Source organism: Paenibacillus cellulositrophicus, from assembly GCF_009363095.1.
Classification (GTDB): domain Bacteria; phylum Bacillota; class Bacilli; order Paenibacillales; family Paenibacillaceae; genus Paenibacillus_AQ; species Paenibacillus_AQ favisporus.
The window spans coordinates 420,803-437,788 of sequence record NZ_CP045295.1 but is presented as its reverse complement, the minus strand read 5'-3'; the positions used below and the strand labels follow the sequence as shown (position 1 = coordinate 437,788).

Sequence of the window (16,986 nt, the reverse complement as noted above, 5' to 3'; positions counted from 1 at the left end):
CGTCCTTGGCTGCTGCTTATTCATTGGTGACAAAAGGGGGATTTTTGCTTGCGCTCAGGCAACACTGCCGGACCTCACTTATCGAATACGGAAGAAAACACCAATATTTTTCTGTTCCGTAATTAGAAACCCGTTTTTAAGCAGACAGAGTACAGCATCTTTTACGGGTGCCCCTACTTTTAAAGTACTGAGGCAAGGGGACGCGCTACCTATAATGCGTACTTTGCCGATGTTGGCAAAGTTTTTTTTGCTTCTGACGATGATGACCACATCCGGAAAACGGCTCATGATATCAGCTCCTAACTTAAAGTGGATATCATAAGGTATTCCGCTTCATGCAGGAATGCTTGGACACCGTGAGGTATTCGGGATGGGGGTGGCCAATACGTTTCAGACGGTTATGGATTGACTTGATTGTAGGGGCTAATGTAAAATTTTGTTATGTTCTTTGTAGTTAATGTACTTACTTACAGGTAAGGGGATGATTCATCAATGATTCATCAACGTGAATGTCCGATTGAGACAATCATTCATGTTCTAAGTGGCAAATGGAAGCCGATGATTTTATGGCTTTTGATTGATTCTACAAAGCGATTCAGCGATCTGGAAAAGCTTATCCCTGATGTTTCGCAAAAAATGCTTGCACAACATCTCCGGGATTTGGAACGAGAAGGCGTAGTCGATCGAACGGTTTACCCGACAGTCCCTCCAAGAGTAGAATATTCTCTTAGTGAATACGGCCAAACCTTGATTCCTGTTGCGGAAGTCATGTGTGCTTGGGGAGAGAATCATAATAAGCGGAAGTATGAAGAGCCGGCGTCATAAAGCGGAATTAATGAACTTGTACACGAATTCAATCAACTCCAAATAAAAGCTGCCACGGGATTTCCGGGCAGCTTTTTGCTTCAATGCAGTCACACTCCTGAAAAAGCATTGTATCCCTTTTCGTCATACTTACTTTTAAGTAAGTCCCCTACTTTAAAGTGGGTTCTTAACATCCTTTTGAAGCGGTGCTAATCTTGAGCTAACCAAATATTGGGACCTATGAAGAGGAGGACATAACGATGAAAATCATTGTTTTTGGAGCGACGGGGAATACAGGGAAAAGAGTGTTGGCACAAGGGATACAAATGGGGCATGAAATGACCGCATTTGTGCGAAATGCTGAGAAGCTTTACGATCAGCTGGGTGAGCATTCCGAAAAGCAAGTAAAAGTGATCGTGGACGATATGATGGACCAAGTGAGCGTTCGTGAGGCACTTGTGAATCAAGACGCCGCTATTATTGCAGCCGGCCATGCGGGGCAGGGAGAAGAGTTTGTCCGTATCGTCGATAACATTATTAGCCAGTGTGAAATGGAGCCGAGTTTCTCCGGGCGGGTATGGGTTATGGGAGGAGCCGGCCTGCTGGATATTCCATATACGGATTTGATCGGCAACAATTTACCCGGCTTTCCGCCTGAGTATAAAAACCACAACCGAAATTTCGAAAGGCTGCAGCGGACGGACCTCGATTGGACCATGATGTGTCCGGGAACCATGACAGATTCGAGAGAGCATTCAGATTCTGCTCATCTGCATGTCACAACGGAAATCTTGCCCGTTCCGATGCAGGAGACGATCAAGGACTTTTCCGAAGCAGAGATAGCAGGTCACTTGTTCAGCAGATTTCAAGAGCTGAATGTAGCTTATGACGATGTCGTCATGTGTATGTTGGACCATCTTGAACTCGAAGGATCGTTTAAAAGAAAAAGGGTCGGTCTAGCCTATCAAAGCCATATTGCAGTGAGCTGAGGAGGAGGGGATGATGGGTCTATTTGGATTACTGCTCGTTTTGCATATATTGTCTTCGATCGCTTTTATCGGCCCCGCTTTCGTAACGCCCATCATTCGGAGATCCGCCAGAACGGTCGGCCAGCTGCACTTTGTATTAGGTATAACGGCCAAACTGGCCATCATGCCTAAAATTGGCGGAACCGGACTTATTCTGACCGGGGTTGGGCTTATGATCATAACCAAGATGGGGTTATCCCAAATGTGGCTGAACGTATCCATTCTCTTAGCGCTTCTCATGGTTGGACTGATCGACGGATGGATCGAGCCGCGTATGAAAAAGATCAGAAAAACCATATCTGAGCGTCAAGACCAAGGTAATGACATACCTGCCGAATTCGGACTGCAGTTAAAAAAGATCGTACCCATCGAGATGGCAGCCATGCTGCTGATGATTGCCGTATTGGTGCTCATGGTCGTTAAGCCATTTTAAAAGCCGCATAACTGCGGCTTTATTTATTAACAAAATATGTGTATTTTTCTAATCTTGACCTTTCCAAGGATAGTCCATAACGATGATCCCTTCAATATATGGGCCAATCGCCTGCAAAAACTCTTGATGCAGGGGATGCTGAATATAGTCTTGGCAAGCTTGTTGATTTTCAAAAGAGACGCGGATTCCCAGCGCATACCCCTGCATATGCTCCTTCTCCATCGTAACGTTCATTCCAGCGCTGATTTCTGTGATACCCGGAATGTTTCCCTTAAAGTCATAAACTTGCATGACGGCTTCTTCTTTTTTGGCAGTCGAAACATCGGGCTTGAATTTCAATAGTACAATATGCTCAAACATCTTTTTCCTCCAGATTCTCGTTTATACTAGACTTTGCAGCTGCTTTAATCGGGATTGTTCCTTTGCCCATATCACAAAATTCTCGGATACGAGATCCAGGTGCTTAATCGTAGGTTCATCTGTCAACTCACCCTTCTCATTCATTTTCTCATGCACAAGGCCGATGTATACTTCATTTCCCGGTAACAGCGGCGATGAAATGCCGGAAGCAAACAATATATCACGTAGATGGCCCTGAGCTTTCACCGATCCCAGCAGACCCATGGAAGAGCCTACGATCCAAGAGGGCTTACCGACCATTACTTGGTCAACGCGGGATAACCAGTCAATCGCATTTACCATGACACCTGGGATGGTTGAATTATACTCAGGAGTGACCCATAACACCGCGTCAGCTTCAGCGACTTTGCCCTTGAAATCGATAACCGTCTGCGGCGGAGCGGACTCCGTATCCTGATCGTAAAAGGGAAGATCCCGAATATTCAACACATCCAATTGGAAAAGATGCTTATAACGATGTTGAATATAGTAAGCTAGTTTTAAATTAAAAGATTCCTTGCGGATGCTGCCGACAATGGCGGCTACTTTCATTGTCATCACCTCAATCAGATTGGTTCGAATGGAAAAGAACAGGTTGGGGCGATCACTGTCTTATCCATTCTTGCTTTTCCTCCTATGGAGGACATAAACTGAGTTTAATGAAACTTGAAGAGGCTAGGAAGAGATCTGGTTATCGTAGGATTGGGAATCCTACGTTCATGAATATAGTAGGGGGCATGTGGATTATGTCGAAGAGATTGGACCGATACGAGGAATTATCTCGATTTTTACGCTCACGGCGAGAAAGGATAACACCGAAGCAAGCAGGATTACAGGATTCCGGACGCAGACGTACACCCGGACTTCGCCGAGGTGAGGTGGCTCTGTTGGCCGGTGTGGGATTGGATTGGTATACCTACTTGGAACAGGGGCGTCATATTAACGTATCCGTAGAAATCCTTGATCGCATAGCAGAAGTGCTCCGGTTAGATGAATCGGAACGCAGACATCTGTATCATCTGGCCCGTAAGCAATATCCCTTGGTTGAAACAAAGAAAATATCTCAGGTTACACCGGAACTGCAACGCTTTCTGGATAGCCAAAACCTGTCCGCGGCAAATGTCATGGATGCACGTATGAACATCATTGCCTGGAATGAAGCTTATTGCGCGTTGAATGGGGAGTTGGCCGCTATGTCAGATCGGGAGCGGAATTTCATATGGATGACGTTTACGTCACCCCGCTTCCGTTACGCTAAGGGAGAACAATGGGAACTGCATGCCAGGCGGATTGTTGCTAATTTTCATGCCGGTTATGCGCGTCACGGTGACGACCCCTGGTGGTCCGAACAGTTCGACGCCTTGTCCCAAGTTAGCAGGGAGTTTCGGGAGTTTTGGGACGATCACGAAGTACTCGATGCCATAGATGCTCCAAAGACGCTGCACTGTCCGAATCTCGGGAAGTTGAATTTTGATCTTGTTTCGTTTCAGTATTCAAATGATCCGAATTTGACCGTCTCCATTCATGTTCCTCATCAAGATGGCACGATGGAAAAATTGCAGCGTTTACTAAGTGATTATCAGAGCAGCAGGCATGCTGAGGCACTTGAAACTTCTCAAAGAGTTTAGTTGTGTTGGCCGGCCAAGTTCATAATATTTTGATTGCCGCTGGCCCATACCGCGGTCATGACCAATTCGGTAATCTTCCACTGATCGTGTTCTTTTACGAAGCGGAACAAATACTTTCCGCCCAAAGTCCACTGACTCCCTCCGAAGGAGTTTGGAAAATCATGCTGCGCCTGGAAGTAGGCACGGCATACGGCCCGATCTTCATTTTCGAAATCCACGATGTGGTTGGAGATCAAATGCTGTGTCGCTTTTAAAGGCGTTAATGACTGATTCCAGTTGTCCATCAGCATGCTGGCCGGTATGGTAATAGGTTCGCCACCTGCCAAGGACGTATAATCGACTGTCACTTCTTCCGTAAATAGCTGCTGAAGTGATCCCCACTCCCGGCTGTCGGCATAATAAGCAAATTTGGATACCGTTTCGATTACAGCCATTTTGTTCATCCAGATCAAGAGCTCTTGATTGTTGTTCATCTTATTTCCTCCTTGTTTTGTACATACGTTTATTTTACAGTGCATCGCTTTTATATTCTTGTAAGTTCTGCTCATCCCTTGGCATAAAAGACTCAAAGATCCGATTTGGCCGAAGCGGTGATGGTTGGCTTTTGCCCATGATTTCCACTCGGCCCCGTTCGTTTTGTTCGTACTGCGGTGACGACACCCAATATGACCATGAAGGTACCGAGTACTTGAACCCAACCTATCAGCTGCCCCATCAGTACCGAAATCATCAGCGTTACGACAGGAACCAGGTTGAAGAATACGGAGGTACGGTTTGCACCTACTTTCTGTATGCCTTGATTCCACCAAAGAAAAGTCAAAACAGCGCCAAATGTCCCCATAAAGAAAATGCAAATCCATGCTGTTGTGAGTGTCGTTTGCGATATACCCGATGAGGGGAAATTCAGAAAAGGCAGAAAGCAAATGGTAGCAATTGCCATGGTTATGGCTGAGGTGGCGAGCGGCGTGCTGTTAGTCAGAAGCTTTCGTCCCAGTACCCCATATAGCGCCCAAGTGATATTCGCTCCCAATGCTATAAAATCCCCAAGTGATATGTTAGTGAGTTGCCAAAAAGCCCCGTTGGTAATGACCATAAGAACACCGGCGATCGAGCACAACATCCCGATGATTTGGCACTTACGGATGTTTTCTTTCAGCAAAGGCACCGCCAAAAGTGCCGTTACGATTGGGTTAGTAGCCATAATCAAGGCAGGATGAAGCGGTGGTGTATATTTCAAGGCTGTGAACTGCAGAGCATTCGTTACAAAAACGCCGACGACCCCTAATAAAATATAGACCCAGATCGAGGAGCGAAGATTGCTCCACGATGGTTTTTCCTTCACCAATAGAAGCAACAGCATGAGTGCTGCGGCTATGAGGAATCTCCAAGCGGTGACCGTCAAAGGGGGCATCGCTTGAATGGCCAGCTCACCTGCATTAAAACTGGCTCCCCAGAACACGGATACGGCGGCAAGGCGGACATAGGTCCATGCATGATTCATTGAACATCCTCCATCGATTTGGATTAGAACCTCTTTAGCATTAGTGTAAGGCATTCCTGTAGAACGATCTTGAACAATGTGCTCTTTATTTTGTACAAAAGAACCACAGCTGAAGTTGAGATGGAGCTGCCTGCCAAACGTAAAGTAATTATCCAACCGGATACACGGCAAAAAGCCGCACACCTGCGGCTTTTTATATTCTAACGATAGATGTACCTGTCAAATCCGACGACAACAACAGGTTACGCAGCCGAAGAAAGACAAGGAAACCAACGCGTTTTCGTCTATATTCATTAATATGGTCGATTCAGTTTTATTTTCGCAAGTAGTCGATCTTAATAACGGCAAACCTTTTCTGATTTTGTACGATTTCGGGAGAAACCCCCATCCTTTATGCTGAATATGGCAAAAGCACATCTAAAATTGAGGAGGAGCTACGATTTATGCAGATGAGCAGGAAAATAATCAATAAGCTTGCACCCGTTTTATGTTTGGGGTTAGCCGCCATAGCGATGGCCGGCTGCAGCAGTGAGGAGACAGCAAAGGGGAGTACGAAATCCGCAGAGACAACCGAACCTTTGAGCCACCTATCGTATTGGAAAGAGATGCATAAGGACGCAGCGGCCATTATGAAAAGCTATGGAGAGATTACCGCCATTAAAGAAATCGAAAAGAACACCGGTGTCACCATCGATTATCAACACCCGGCCCAAGGCCAAGGTGGTGAACAATTCAACTTGATGATGGCCTCGAAATCGCTGCCGGATGTCGTGGAGTATTCGTGGAATAATTACCCGGGAGGCGCTCAAAAAGCGATTCAGGATGGTAAAATCATTCCATTAAACGACTATTTGGATGAGGCGCCTAACTTCAAAAAGCTGCTGGACGAGAACCCGGAATGGAGAAGGCAGGCGTCGACAGATAATGGTGATATTATCGGCTTCCCGTTCATCCGCCCCGTTAGAAAACTGCAAACCCACGACGGTCCGGTCATACGTAAAGATTGGCTGGACAAGTTGGGTTTGCCTATTCCTAAAACGATCGACGAATGGTACACCGTTTTGAAAGCGTTTAAGGAGCAAGATCCCAACGGCAACGGAAAGGCCGATGAAATTCCGATCATGATCGGAGCAGGCGAGCTTGCTTTTACTGGTGTTTTTGGAATCCCGAACGGCTTCTATCATGAAGGAAATACGGTTAAATATGGCCCCGTTCAACCCGAATATAAGGAATACCTTACAACCATGAACCGTTGGTACAATGAGGGCTTGCTGGACAAAGATTTTGCAGCTAATGACAGCAAAATGTACGATGCCAAAATGACCGGCAATCAGGTCGGTGCGGCTGTGATGGCAGTAGGCGGTGGCTTGGGCAGATTTATGGACTTAATGGAGTCCAAGGAACCGCAATTCAAGCTTGCTGCCACACCTTATCCGACATTGAAGTCCGGCGATAAACCGATATTCGGTCAAATGGACAATCAAATTGTAGGCATATTCACGGCTATTACCGGAAGCAACAAGCACGTAAAAGAAACTGTAAAATTCCTCGATTACTTCTATAGTGAAGAAGGACGAATGATCATGAACTTCGGTAAAGAAGGCGTATCCTATACGATGGAGAACGGTTATCCGAAGTATACGGACTCGGTCATGAACAATCCGGATGGATTGCCGCTTGCGCAATCCCTTAAACAGCATGTCTTGTCCGCTGATGCCGGTCCGTTCTTGCAGGATGTACGCTACATGGAGCAGTATGCGGCCAGACCGGAGCAGCAAGAGGCTTTAACCGTCTGGGCAGAACCTTCGAATGAAAAGAGAATGCCTCCGATCACGATCGCCAGGGAAGACAACAGCCGATATGCCTCGATCATGAACGATGTTGACACTTACAAAAATGAAATGATCGTTAAATTTATTATGGGCGCAGAATCGCTAAATAAGTTCGATGAGTATGTCGCTACCCTGAAAAGCATGGGGCTCGACGATGCGATCAAAATGCAGCAATCCGGATTGGAACGCTACAACAACCGCTAAAAAGCCTACTAAACTGGAGGCGGAAAGCTTGCGGCTTGCCGTTCTCCCGTGTTCAAAGAAGGAGTAAGCCATGCCTAATGTGCAGGGAAATATGGTGACGACGGCAACGGGGAACCGGGCAGACACGAAATGGAGCATCATTAAAAGGGACTTGATCCGAAATCGCTACATTTATCTTATACTGCTGCCTGTCATTGCCTACTATATCGTTTTTCATTATGGACCGATGTATGGTCTGCAAATTGCTTTTAAAGATTACGGGCTTGCAGACGGCATTTGGGGAAGTCCGTGGGTTGGTTTCGACCATTTTAAAAGCTTTTTTGGAAATTACTATTTTTGGAGACTGATTCGGAACACCTTGTTGATCAATATTTATGAATTGCTGTTCGCTTTTCCCGCTTCGATTATCCTTGCGTTATTGCTTAATGAAATTCGGAAGGGCTTTTTTAAGCGGATCGTACAGACGATAAGTTACCTCCCGCACTTTATCTCCATCGTCGTTGTGGTAGGGATGATGATCGATTTCTTTGCCCGAGACGGTCTGGTGAATAACCTTCTCCTCATGATTGGACTTCAACCGATTGCTTTCATGCAGGAGCCGGAATGGTTTCGGTTCATGTACATTTCCTCGGGCATCTGGCAGGGAATCGGGTGGGGCTCTATCATCTATCTCGCATCCATTGCCAATATCGACCCGACACTTTATGATGCGGCCCGGATCGACGGAGCAGGACGATGGAAACAGACCTTGCATATTACCCTAACCGGAATTATGCCAACCATTGTGATCATGTTCATCCTCAATATTGGATCCATGCTTTCCGTCGGGAGCGAGAAAATTATCCTCATGTACAATCCGATAACCTATGAGACGGCCGATGTCATCTCCACCTATGTATACAGAAAAGGTATTCTCGGAGCCGATTTCGGCTATACCGCTGCCGTGGGGCTGTTCAATTCGGTCATCAGCTTCATTCTGATCGTACTCGCCAATTCCATTAGCAAACGAGTGAGTGAACATAAATTATGGTAAAAGGAGAAACGGTATGCTTCACAAACGCAGCCTGGGTGAATGGATATTTTCCGGCGTCAACACGTGCTTCATGATTCTGCTTTGCTTCGTCACGCTTTACCCGTTCCTTTACGTATTGTTCGCCTCTTTGAGCGATCCTACAGAAATGGCCCGATTTCGCGGCATGCTGTTTTACCCTAAAGGATTTAACTTGGAGGCATATAAAGCCGTAATGGATAATCCGATGATCCTGACCGGTTACCGAAACACGATTTTTTATGTCGCTGGCGGTACAGCCATCAACTTATTCATGACAACACTTGGAGCCTATGCCCTTTCTCGCCGCAACGTCTATTTCAGCAATTCCATCATGTTCATGATCGTGATCACGATGGTGTTCAATGGGGGGCTCATTCCATCGTTTCTGCTGGTGAACAGTCTCGGTATGCTGGATACGCCTTGGGCACTTCTCTTGCCTGGGGCAGTCAGTTCATTTAACTTGATCATTATGCGAACCGCATTTCAAGCGGTACCCGTAAGTCTGGAGGAATCCGCGCGGATCGACGGGGCGAACGACTGGACCATCATGAGCCGGATCATTGTTCCTCTCTCGATGCCCGTGATAGCCGTCATGATTTTGTGGTATGCCGTCGGACATTGGAATTCGTACTTTAGCGCATTGATTTATTTGCGTGACCGGGAGTTATTTCCCCTACAGCTGGTTCTCCGTGAAATTCTGATCTCGAACAGTACGGACAGCATGACGACCGATGCAGCGGCCTCAGATCGGTTAGACATCGGAATCACGATCAAGTATGCGACAATTATCATTTCCACACTTCCGATATTATGTCTGTATCCGTTTCTGCAAAAGTATTTTGTGCACGGTGTCCTGATCGGTGCGTTAAAAGAATGATCGTCACACGAATCGGTCATCCAACGAAGGGAGTAAGCTTGCTCTTCCCGAATAATAGGGAGTGAGCAAGCTTTTCTATACTAGGAGGATCGCAATGTTTTCATTCATCCGAAAAAAGAATGCCGGAAGCAAAAGAAGAAGCCTATTCATCAGGATGCTCGTATCCAATTGTCTGCTGCTCCTGCTTCCCATCATCATCTGGTTTGTTTTCTATACCCAGTTTGAACATATCATGAAAGCCAATGCGGAACGTTCCAATCTTGGCATGCTGGAGCAAATGCGTCTCAATATAGACAGCAATCTTAAAGATATTGAACATTTATCCAATCAAATGATACTCAATCCTAAGCTGCGTTATTTATTGGATACGCAGAGCAAGAACTTATCCGAACGATATCATCTGGTACAGTTTTCAAGAGACTATTTAAAAATGTACTCCCACATGACCAACAATTTTGTTTACGATTTCTATATTTTTTTGGACCGAAGTGATTCTGTGATCAAACCGAACCTCGTGACCGATTCGCACAGCTTTTACGATAAATATTATAGCTTTGATCATCTTACCTATGAAGAATGGCGTAAACAGATGATCAGCTACCATAGTCAAACTTACCTGCCGGCCGCAACTTTGCAGCGAAACAGCAGCCTGAAGAATGACCCTATGAAAGTCATTACCTTTATGCAATCGCTGCCTGTCGAAGACACTTCCACGATTAAAGGGAGTCTTGTCGTTCTGATCGATGAAGCCAAAATTCACGAAATGACACGAAAAATCGAGTCCGCAAACGGGAGCTCCGTTTATATCGTGAACCAAAATCATGAACTCATCAGCAGTACACCCGGTGCCAGCCCTTTATCAAAATCCATATTGAACGAACTTAAGTCGAATACCGGTCTACTCAATACCAATCTGAACGGTCAAGATGTAATGGTATCATTCACCACCTCGGAACAAGTCGGATGGTACTATATTGATGTGATGCCATTGAATTTATATTTGCATAAATTAAAACAAATGGAGCATCTTGCGCTGTGGCTTCTCTTGTTATGCATTCTTGTAGGGAGCGCAGCAGCGTATGGAATCACATATCGAAATTATTTTCCGATCAAAAGAATTGTAGAAGCAATACAGGCCGGAAAGTTCCATCCCCGGAAAGCGGCTGGTGATGAATTTGACTATATCATGGAAATGATGAAGGTATCCTGGGACGAGGAGAGAAGTATTAAGAACAAGCTTACCCAGCAGCTGCCATTGCTTCGTTCAAATTATTTGCATCGTGTGCTTCAAGGCTATTATGAGCCTCCAGAGCAAATGAAACAATCGCTGGAATTTATGGGTATCCAGTTTCCGTTTCCTCATTTTGCCGTCATTCTCGTTCAAGTGGAGGACTTGACCCGGTTCGCACCGAACCAAAGTGAAAAACAATGGGCATTGGTCCGATTTATTATCTCCAATTTGGCTGAAGATTCGATCTACGACTTGCATACGATACATACCATAGACCTGGAGAAAAATCGGCTGGCCCTGCTCGTCAATCTGTTGCCGGATCAGTTGGAGCATTCGACTTGCCGTGTTAAGGACATCGTCTCTGAATTGCACCACATTTTGGAGACCCGATTCAAGCTGGAGATCAGTATAGCCATAAGCGGAGTTCATGAGGGGCAGCATCAGATTGGAGAAGCCTATTTGGAGTCGGCTGCCGCCTTGGAGTACAGGATGGTAAATGGGCAGCTGTCGATCTTTTATTATCATGATATCCGCCAGCAAAAGCTGCAATATTATTACCCCGTCGAAACCGAGCTGCAGTTAATCAATTGTGTTCGAAGCGGTGACAAAGAGCAGGTTGTCCTTCTGCTTAAACAGCTGTTCGATATGAATTTTAGCGACGAATCTATCACTCCTGAGCTGGGGAGATGCTTATTATTCAGTCTCGCCAGTACCCTGCTGCGTATTATGACTTCGGATACTCCGGCGTACCGCAGGCTTACAGAGGGCGACATACATCCTGTACGTTTCCTGCTCTCCTGTAAAACAACCGATGAGATGTTTGAAAAAGCGAAGGATCTGTATTTATCGGCTGCCGAATCATTCAAATTGGAACGAAGTGACCACAGTGAACAGCTCCTAATGCAAATACAGGCTTGTATTCAAGCGAATTACGCCGATCCCAACATGAGCCTAAATTTATTGTCTGAGCATTTGCAAATCACACCGCAATATATCTCACAATTTTTTAAAAGGGTAAGCGGGCAGAACTTAAACGACTACCTGACAGTCGTACGGATGGATCACGCAAAGAAACTGATGTCGGATCCTGGGCTGACCAACGCACAGATCGCCAAGATGGTCGGCTATACAAGTGACAGCGTTTTCATTAGAGTGTTTAAGAAAGTCGAAGGGATTACTCCCGGTAAATATAGAGAGAGTATGACGAAATGTGACAGACGAATACCCTAGGCTGCTAACCGCGGGAAATGAAACCGCCGAGTTGATGAAGGAGGGGAATCCTATGAATATTACGGGTATACAATCGGATTGGATCGTGGAAAAAATCGAATTCGCCAAGTTAAGAGGAGAACGATCCAGGAGCGCCGGGGCCAATGGCAGAATCGGTATTCATGGCCAAAGCTGTACAGTCGATATCGCCAGAATTACAATCGATGGACAAACGGGTTACGGCAGCTCGATCCATATGACGCCGGAGTGGGCCGAAGGCATCATTGGCCGCAAATTGCTTGACTTATTTGATGACAAGGGCAGACTGCGCGAAGCGTATCGCTTGCCATTGGAATATCCGGTGTTAGATTGGTTAGGACGGAGACAAGGCAAACCAGTATATGACTTGGTATCGACTGCCAACTTGGAAAGGGGAGTCCCATTCGTTGTCCCATGTTATGACACCTCTCTATACTTCGACGATTTGCATCTTTCCGATGAGAAGGCAGCCGTCGTATTGATGCAAGAAGAAGCGACACAAGGCTTTGCGAAGGGCCAGCGTCATTTTAAGATTAAGGTTGGCCGAGGCGGACGCCATATGCCGCTTTGGGAAGGGACGAAACGGGATATTGCGATCGTACGGGGGATTGCAGAAGTGGCGGGTCCCACAGGCAAAATTATGATCGATGCAAATAATGCGTATAATTTGAACTTAACCAAAGAGGTATTGGCGGCTTTGACGGATGTGAACCTGTATTGGCTGGAAGAAGCGTTTCATGAGGATGAAGCCTTGTACGAGGACCTGAAGGAATGGCTCCGGCAACGCGGGCAGAATGTGCTCATCGCAGACGGGGAAGGGCTTGCCTCACCGCATCTCGTGGAGTGGGCAATTCGCGGATGTGTCGATGTGCTTCAGTACGATATCATCTCGCCGGGTTTCACGCATTGGATGGAATTAGGCGAAAAGCTGGATGCCCATGGTTTGCGGTCCGCGCCTCATTGTTACGGCAATGCTTACGGGATTTACGCGTCGGGGCATTTGTCAGCTGCGGTGCAAAACTTCGAATTTGTGGAATATGACGACATTACCATTGAAGGCATGGATGTATCAGGCTATGGAATCGAAAACGGAGAGATTCATATTCCGGCGACCCCCGGTTTCGGAATCGTCTTCGACGATGAGCTTGTCACCAACCTGATCAAGCAATCCGGATGGTCCTTTTAAAGCTTAAGAATAAGCCGAGTATATATTCAAGTTGCAAAAAGGCTGCCGCATGGCGGCCTTTTTAAGTTCTCTTGCGACCATTCTCATTAAACGCATTTACTCCAGGCCAAAATGTTTACAAGTCGGATACAATTCGGAGATAGTTTGGAGATAAAGTCGCTCTATAGTTAGGTACATAAGGAACCCCAGCCTTAAACAAGATAAACGGGGATATGAAGAAGGTTTGAGTTCTACCAAGGTAAGACATCGCGTTTGCTTCGGCAATAAAACAACAAGGGAGAGAATAATCATGAAAAATCGTGTAAAAGGAACCATTATGGCTGCACTTGTCGTAGGTATGACCGTTTCCGGAGCGGCAGGCGTCTACGCCGGTGCCAACTTGCAGAAAATTTCCGCCTACCTCAATCACAACATCAGTTTCAAAATCGATGGAAAAACGTTTGTACCGACGGATGGAAAAGGGAACAAATTGGCTCCAATCGTATACAACGACTCGACTTATCTTCCGGTTCGTGCCCTGTCTGAGGCATTGAAGGCATCGGTTGATTATAATAGCCGTACCGGTGTCATCACCATTGGTACACCTTCTGCGCCTAACGATGGGAATACAGGAAACCAAACAGGAGCCGATCTTGTGGCTGTTACGTATTCGACTTCTCAAATTCAGGCGATGAAGAAAGAATTCGCGAAATTCGACGGCTTTACTACGGCTTATGCGCCAATGCAGGCGGTGAAAAATGATAGTTTCCAGAAAGTAGCTGCTGGCGGGGATTCGGTCAAGTTCACGTTTAATCACATGAACGTAGAGGTATCGCCACGGGACTACGCTTTCGAATATGATGGTAAAAATGTCACGCTCTCCAATGGGGTGCAGGCTAAATGGTATACACCAAGCGATACCGCGATGCTGACTTTTAAACTCGATGACCGATTTGTTACGCTCTACTCGCAGGATCATTCCCTCTCAAAGGCGCAATTGGAGAAGGTCGCCGTATCCGTTGCAAAATTGAAATAATTCATTGATGACGATTTTGTTTAACTTAATAAGCAGATCGATGAAGCAGCAGGCTTCCGAAATATCGGGAGCCTGCTATTTGTGTATCAAACAAAGAACAGACATGGAATAAAACGATCTCGCCATTCGTATTTTATATATTGAATATATTGATATGAAATGTGGTGATTCGGATGAACTCAGCGGACAGAATACCTTTGTATCAGAGGGTTCAGGAGTATATACGTGATTTGGTCACGTCCCAGGTATTGAAGGTTGGAGACCGTATCCCTACGGAAAAGGAACTTATGGAGCGATTCGGAGTAAGCAAAATTACTGTCGTTCATGCCTTATCCGGCTTGGTTAATGAACGAATCATTACAAGAGTTCCCGGAAAGGGGTCCTTTGTAAGCGATCCGGAAAATGAAATTCCGACGGCATCTTCTAAAAGTGCAGAAAAGCAAACCATTATAACTAGCGGAGAAGTACGGACGAGGCTGATCGGTCTGATTATGCCCAGCATTTATGATTATTTTACCATTAGACTTGTCCAGGGGATTCAGCAAGCCCTAAATGAAAACGATTACCGTTTCGTGATCTATTTATCGGAGGGCAGCATTGAGAAGGAAAAAGAGGCGATCCAGACCTGCAGTAAAATTGGTGTGGAAGGGCTGTTGATTTTCCCGGTTGACGAGGAATTATTCAATGAAGAAATATTAAGCATGAAATTTGCGGGATTTCCGTTTGTTCTCATCGACCGTTACCTTCCAGGAGTGGAAACTCATTATATCGCATCAGACGGTAGGCTTGGCGCTAACCTGGCCGTCAATTACTTATGGGATCTGGGGCACCGTGAAATCGCCATATGCTCTGATTCGCCTATACAAACCGTTACCGTTCAAGAGCGGATCGATGGATATATGAATGCCTTAAAGGAAAAGGGATCCCTCATTAACCCGGCCCACATCGTAACCGGTTTTGAAATCGGAAGTCTTGAGCAAGCAGAAACACACCCTCTGTACCGATATATCCAAAATCGAATGGCAACGGCCTATATTACGCTAAACGGGAGTCTTGGCGTGAAAATCCATCAGATGGCACGTCAAGCCGGTTTGAAGGTGCCTGAGGACATATCCATCATCAGTTTTGACGATCCGACTTCCATCATCGAAGGATACAGCACATTCACGCATGTTAAACAGTTTGAACGAGATATGGGCTACCGGGCGGCAAACACGCTGCTTGAGGTCATAAACAGTGATGACGGCCAACCCGGAAAATACATTAAAACCCTCGTGGAGCCGGAATTGGTGATTGGCGAGACGACGGGAAAGTACATTTTCTCCACATCATGATATCAGCCCGTCCCGCGACGGGAACATCTCCTTTTTTCTGATCTGAAGATAACTTTTATGCGAATGAAGAAATTATGGAATGAATCCTACACCATATTGAATATATTTGAATCATACAAATGAAACCGCTTGCAATAAAGGAGGGGGAAACCGTGCGATATGCCTTACGCAAAAGTGAGACCGGGATGTGTGAAATCCATGCGATATAAAGCCTGATACGACGAAGAGGTAGGAGGTGTTCGGTGAATGGTACCCAAAGGTGCTGTTATCCCTAGATATGAACGACTAAAAAAGAACCGAAAATTAGTTAAAATATGGCAATTTAGATATATATACTTATTTATTCTTCCTGCGATCCTATGGTTTCTGGTTTTTGCCTACTATCCGATGTACGGCATTCTGATCGCGTTCAAAGATTACAAATTCAATCTGGGGATCTTGGGGAGTCCGTGGGCAGGCTTTAAATATTTCGAGCAGTTTTTAAACGATTCCAGCTTTTACGATGTTCTCCGAAATACGTTGTCCATTAGTGCCCTTAAGCTGATTTTTGGATTTCCGGCTCCATTGGTCTTAGCCTTGATGCTTAATGGAATCATGCACAAAAAAATTAAAAGGGTTTTCCAAACCATTTCCTATCTGCCGCACTTCGTGTCGTGGGTCGTCGTCGTTACTTTACTTCAAAAAATACTGTCTCCGAACGTAGGTCTCATCAATGATATTCGGTACCAGATGGGGTTGGATCCGATCTTTTTTATGGGGAAGCCGGAATTGTTCTATCCATTGGTCATCATTTCCGATATCTGGAAAGGTGTAGGCTGGGGTTCGATCATTTATTTAGCCGCGTTAACGAATATCGATCCGCACTTGTATGAGGCAGCCGAAATCGACGGGGCAGGCCGGTGGAGCAAACTGTTTAAGATCACGCTTCCATCCCTTACGCCAACGATCGGCATATTGCTCATATTCTCCCTCAGCGGAATACTGAATGCGGGTTTTGACCAAATCTGGCTGATGCAGTCCCCCGCAACATTAAGCGTCTCGGAGATATTGGACACGTATGTCTTAAAAACTGGCCTGCAGCAAGGGCAATTAGCCTATTCCACGGCCATTGGTTTATTCAAGTCAGCGATCTCGCTGCTTCTCATCGTGGTTGTCAACAAAGTATCCAAACGTGTGAGTGACGTATCGTTGTGGTAAACAGCTGGCGCTGAAGAT

At 45.8% G+C, this 16,986-nt stretch carries 17 protein-coding genes; 12 read left to right on the top strand and 5 right to left on the bottom strand.

Features of this window, described 5'->3' with window-relative positions:
• Nucleotides 1–78 precede the first annotated feature (78 nt).
• Complete coding sequence (locus GCU45_RS01865; protein WP_152397845.1) at nucleotides 79–288, bottom strand: hypothetical protein; 210 nt, start codon at nucleotides 286–288, stop codon at nucleotides 79–81.
• A gap of 204 nt (nucleotides 289–492) precedes the next feature.
• Here GCU45_RS01865 and GCU45_RS01860 point away from each other — a divergent pair, with 204 nt between their 5' ends.
• The 3 genes from GCU45_RS01860 (at nucleotide 493) to GCU45_RS01850 (ending at nucleotide 2,265) form a co-directional block, all read left to right on the top strand.
• Nucleotides 493–825, top strand: coding sequence for a winged helix-turn-helix transcriptional regulator (locus GCU45_RS01860; RefSeq protein WP_089547588.1), 333 nt, complete (start codon nucleotides 493–495; stop codon nucleotides 823–825).
• 239 nt (nucleotides 826–1,064) lie between these two features.
• Entirely contained in the window at nucleotides 1,065–1,793 is a 729-nt protein-coding gene (locus tag GCU45_RS01855; RefSeq protein WP_152397844.1) for an NAD(P)-dependent oxidoreductase, read from the top strand.
• A gap of 13 nt (nucleotides 1,794–1,806) precedes the next feature.
• Nucleotides 1,807–2,265, top strand: a complete 459-nt coding sequence (locus tag GCU45_RS01850; protein WP_152402710.1) for a DUF2269 family protein — start codon at nucleotides 1,807–1,809, stop codon at nucleotides 2,263–2,265.
• Between the two features lie 48 nt (nucleotides 2,266–2,313).
• On the opposite strand, the gene GCU45_RS01845 is transcribed toward GCU45_RS01850, so the two are convergent.
• Both GCU45_RS01845 and GCU45_RS01840 read right to left on the bottom strand, forming a co-directional pair.
• On the bottom strand, nucleotides 2,314–2,625 hold the full coding sequence (locus GCU45_RS01845) for a Dabb family protein (protein WP_152397843.1): 312 nt from the start codon (nucleotides 2,623–2,625) through the stop codon (nucleotides 2,314–2,316).
• A 21-nt stretch (nucleotides 2,626–2,646) separates the two neighbouring features.
• On the bottom strand, nucleotides 2,647–3,216 hold the full coding sequence (locus tag GCU45_RS01840; protein WP_152397842.1) for an NADPH-dependent FMN reductase: 570 nt from the start codon (nucleotides 3,214–3,216) through the stop codon (nucleotides 2,647–2,649).
• Between the two features lie 194 nt (nucleotides 3,217–3,410).
• Between GCU45_RS01840 and GCU45_RS01835 the strand changes: the two genes are divergently transcribed.
• A complete protein-coding gene (locus GCU45_RS01835; RefSeq protein WP_152397841.1) occupies nucleotides 3,411–4,292 on the top strand; it encodes a helix-turn-helix transcriptional regulator in 882 nt (293 codons plus the stop codon).
• Here GCU45_RS01835 and GCU45_RS01830 read toward each other — a convergent pair.
• Both GCU45_RS01830 and GCU45_RS01825 read right to left on the bottom strand, forming a co-directional pair.
• The gene (locus tag GCU45_RS01830) at nucleotides 4,289–4,765 is read right to left on the bottom strand and encodes a nuclear transport factor 2 family protein (RefSeq protein ID WP_167527062.1); all 477 of its coding nucleotides are present in this window, start codon (nucleotides 4,763–4,765) and stop codon (nucleotides 4,289–4,291) included. The genes GCU45_RS01835 and GCU45_RS01830 overlap by 4 nt on opposite strands.
• A gap of 92 nt (nucleotides 4,766–4,857) precedes the next feature.
• The gene (locus tag GCU45_RS01825; protein WP_167527061.1) at nucleotides 4,858–5,793 is read right to left on the bottom strand and encodes a DMT family transporter; all 936 of its coding nucleotides are present in this window, start codon (nucleotides 5,791–5,793) and stop codon (nucleotides 4,858–4,860) included.
• A 443-nt stretch (nucleotides 5,794–6,236) separates the two neighbouring features.
• On the opposite strand from GCU45_RS01825, the gene GCU45_RS01820 reads away from it, so the two are divergent.
• The 8 genes from GCU45_RS01820 (at nucleotide 6,237) to GCU45_RS34125 (ending at nucleotide 16,968) form a co-directional block, all read left to right on the top strand.
• On the top strand, nucleotides 6,237–7,829 hold the full coding sequence (locus tag GCU45_RS01820) for an extracellular solute-binding protein (RefSeq protein WP_152397838.1): 1,593 nt from the start codon (nucleotides 6,237–6,239) through the stop codon (nucleotides 7,827–7,829).
• A gap of 70 nt (nucleotides 7,830–7,899) precedes the next feature.
• Entirely contained in the window at nucleotides 7,900–8,862 is a 963-nt protein-coding gene (locus GCU45_RS01815) for an ABC transporter permease (protein WP_152397837.1), read from the top strand.
• 13 nt (nucleotides 8,863–8,875) lie between these two features.
• Complete coding sequence (locus GCU45_RS01810) at nucleotides 8,876–9,757, top strand: carbohydrate ABC transporter permease (RefSeq protein WP_076164814.1); 882 nt, start codon at nucleotides 8,876–8,878, stop codon at nucleotides 9,755–9,757.
• Nucleotides 9,758–9,851: 94 nt separating this feature from the next.
• The gene (locus GCU45_RS01805) at nucleotides 9,852–12,218 is read left to right on the top strand and encodes a helix-turn-helix domain-containing protein (protein WP_152397836.1); all 2,367 of its coding nucleotides are present in this window, start codon (nucleotides 9,852–9,854) and stop codon (nucleotides 12,216–12,218) included.
• A gap of 52 nt (nucleotides 12,219–12,270) precedes the next feature.
• Nucleotides 12,271–13,422, top strand: coding sequence for an enolase C-terminal domain-like protein (locus GCU45_RS01800; protein ID WP_152397835.1), 1,152 nt, complete (start codon nucleotides 12,271–12,273; stop codon nucleotides 13,420–13,422).
• Nucleotides 13,423–13,711: 289 nt separating this feature from the next.
• Entirely contained in the window at nucleotides 13,712–14,437 is a 726-nt protein-coding gene (locus tag GCU45_RS01795; protein ID WP_152397834.1) for a stalk domain-containing protein, read from the top strand.
• Nucleotides 14,438–14,610: 173 nt separating this feature from the next.
• Entirely contained in the window at nucleotides 14,611–15,771 is a 1,161-nt protein-coding gene (locus tag GCU45_RS01790; RefSeq protein WP_152397833.1) for a GntR family transcriptional regulator, read from the top strand.
• 246 nt (nucleotides 15,772–16,017) lie between these two features.
• On the top strand, nucleotides 16,018–16,968 hold the full coding sequence (locus GCU45_RS34125) for an ABC transporter permease (RefSeq protein WP_076164825.1): 951 nt from the start codon (nucleotides 16,018–16,020) through the stop codon (nucleotides 16,966–16,968).
• The last annotated feature ends 18 nt before the right edge of the window (nucleotides 16,969–16,986 follow it).

Excerpts from the sequence above, each read along its gene's own strand:
- GCU45_RS01860 (WP_089547588.1), top strand. The coding sequence starts at position 493 with ATGATTCATCAACGTGAATGTCCGATTGAGACAATCATTCATGTTCTA.
- GCU45_RS34125 (WP_076164825.1), top strand. The coding sequence starts at position 16,018 with ATGGTACCCAAAGGTGCTGTTATCCCTAGATATGAACGACTAAAAAAG.
- GCU45_RS01800 (WP_152397835.1), top strand. The coding sequence starts at position 12,271 with ATGAATATTACGGGTATACAATCGGATTGGATCGTGGAAAAAATCGAA.
- GCU45_RS01805 (WP_152397836.1), top strand. The coding sequence starts at position 9,852 with ATGTTTTCATTCATCCGAAAAAAGAATGCCGGAAGCAAAAGAAGAAGC.
- GCU45_RS01810 (WP_076164814.1), top strand. The coding sequence starts at position 8,876 with ATGCTTCACAAACGCAGCCTGGGTGAATGGATATTTTCCGGCGTCAAC.
- GCU45_RS01790 (WP_152397833.1), top strand. The coding sequence starts at position 14,611 with ATGAACTCAGCGGACAGAATACCTTTGTATCAGAGGGTTCAGGAGTAT.
- GCU45_RS01865 (WP_152397845.1), bottom strand. The coding sequence starts at position 288 with ATGAGCCGTTTTCCGGATGTGGTCATCATCGTCAGAAGCAAAAAAAAC.
- GCU45_RS01840 (WP_152397842.1), bottom strand. The coding sequence starts at position 3,216 with ATGAAAGTAGCCGCCATTGTCGGCAGCATCCGCAAGGAATCTTTTAAT.
- GCU45_RS01825 (WP_167527061.1), bottom strand. The coding sequence starts at position 5,793 with ATGAATCATGCATGGACCTATGTCCGCCTTGCCGCCGTATCCGTGTTC.
- GCU45_RS01835 (WP_152397841.1), top strand. The coding sequence starts at position 3,411 with ATGTCGAAGAGATTGGACCGATACGAGGAATTATCTCGATTTTTACGC.
- GCU45_RS01850 (WP_152402710.1), top strand. The coding sequence starts at position 1,807 with ATGGGTCTATTTGGATTACTGCTCGTTTTGCATATATTGTCTTCGATC.
- GCU45_RS01820 (WP_152397838.1), top strand. The coding sequence starts at position 6,237 with ATGCAGATGAGCAGGAAAATAATCAATAAGCTTGCACCCGTTTTATGT.
- GCU45_RS01845 (WP_152397843.1), bottom strand. The coding sequence starts at position 2,625 with ATGTTTGAGCATATTGTACTATTGAAATTCAAGCCCGATGTTTCGACT.
- GCU45_RS01795 (WP_152397834.1), top strand. The coding sequence starts at position 13,712 with ATGAAAAATCGTGTAAAAGGAACCATTATGGCTGCACTTGTCGTAGGT.
- GCU45_RS01815 (WP_152397837.1), top strand. The coding sequence starts at position 7,900 with ATGCCTAATGTGCAGGGAAATATGGTGACGACGGCAACGGGGAACCGG.
- GCU45_RS01855 (WP_152397844.1), top strand. The coding sequence starts at position 1,065 with ATGAAAATCATTGTTTTTGGAGCGACGGGGAATACAGGGAAAAGAGTG.
- GCU45_RS01830 (WP_167527062.1), bottom strand. The coding sequence starts at position 4,765 with ATGAACAACAATCAAGAGCTCTTGATCTGGATGAACAAAATGGCTGTA.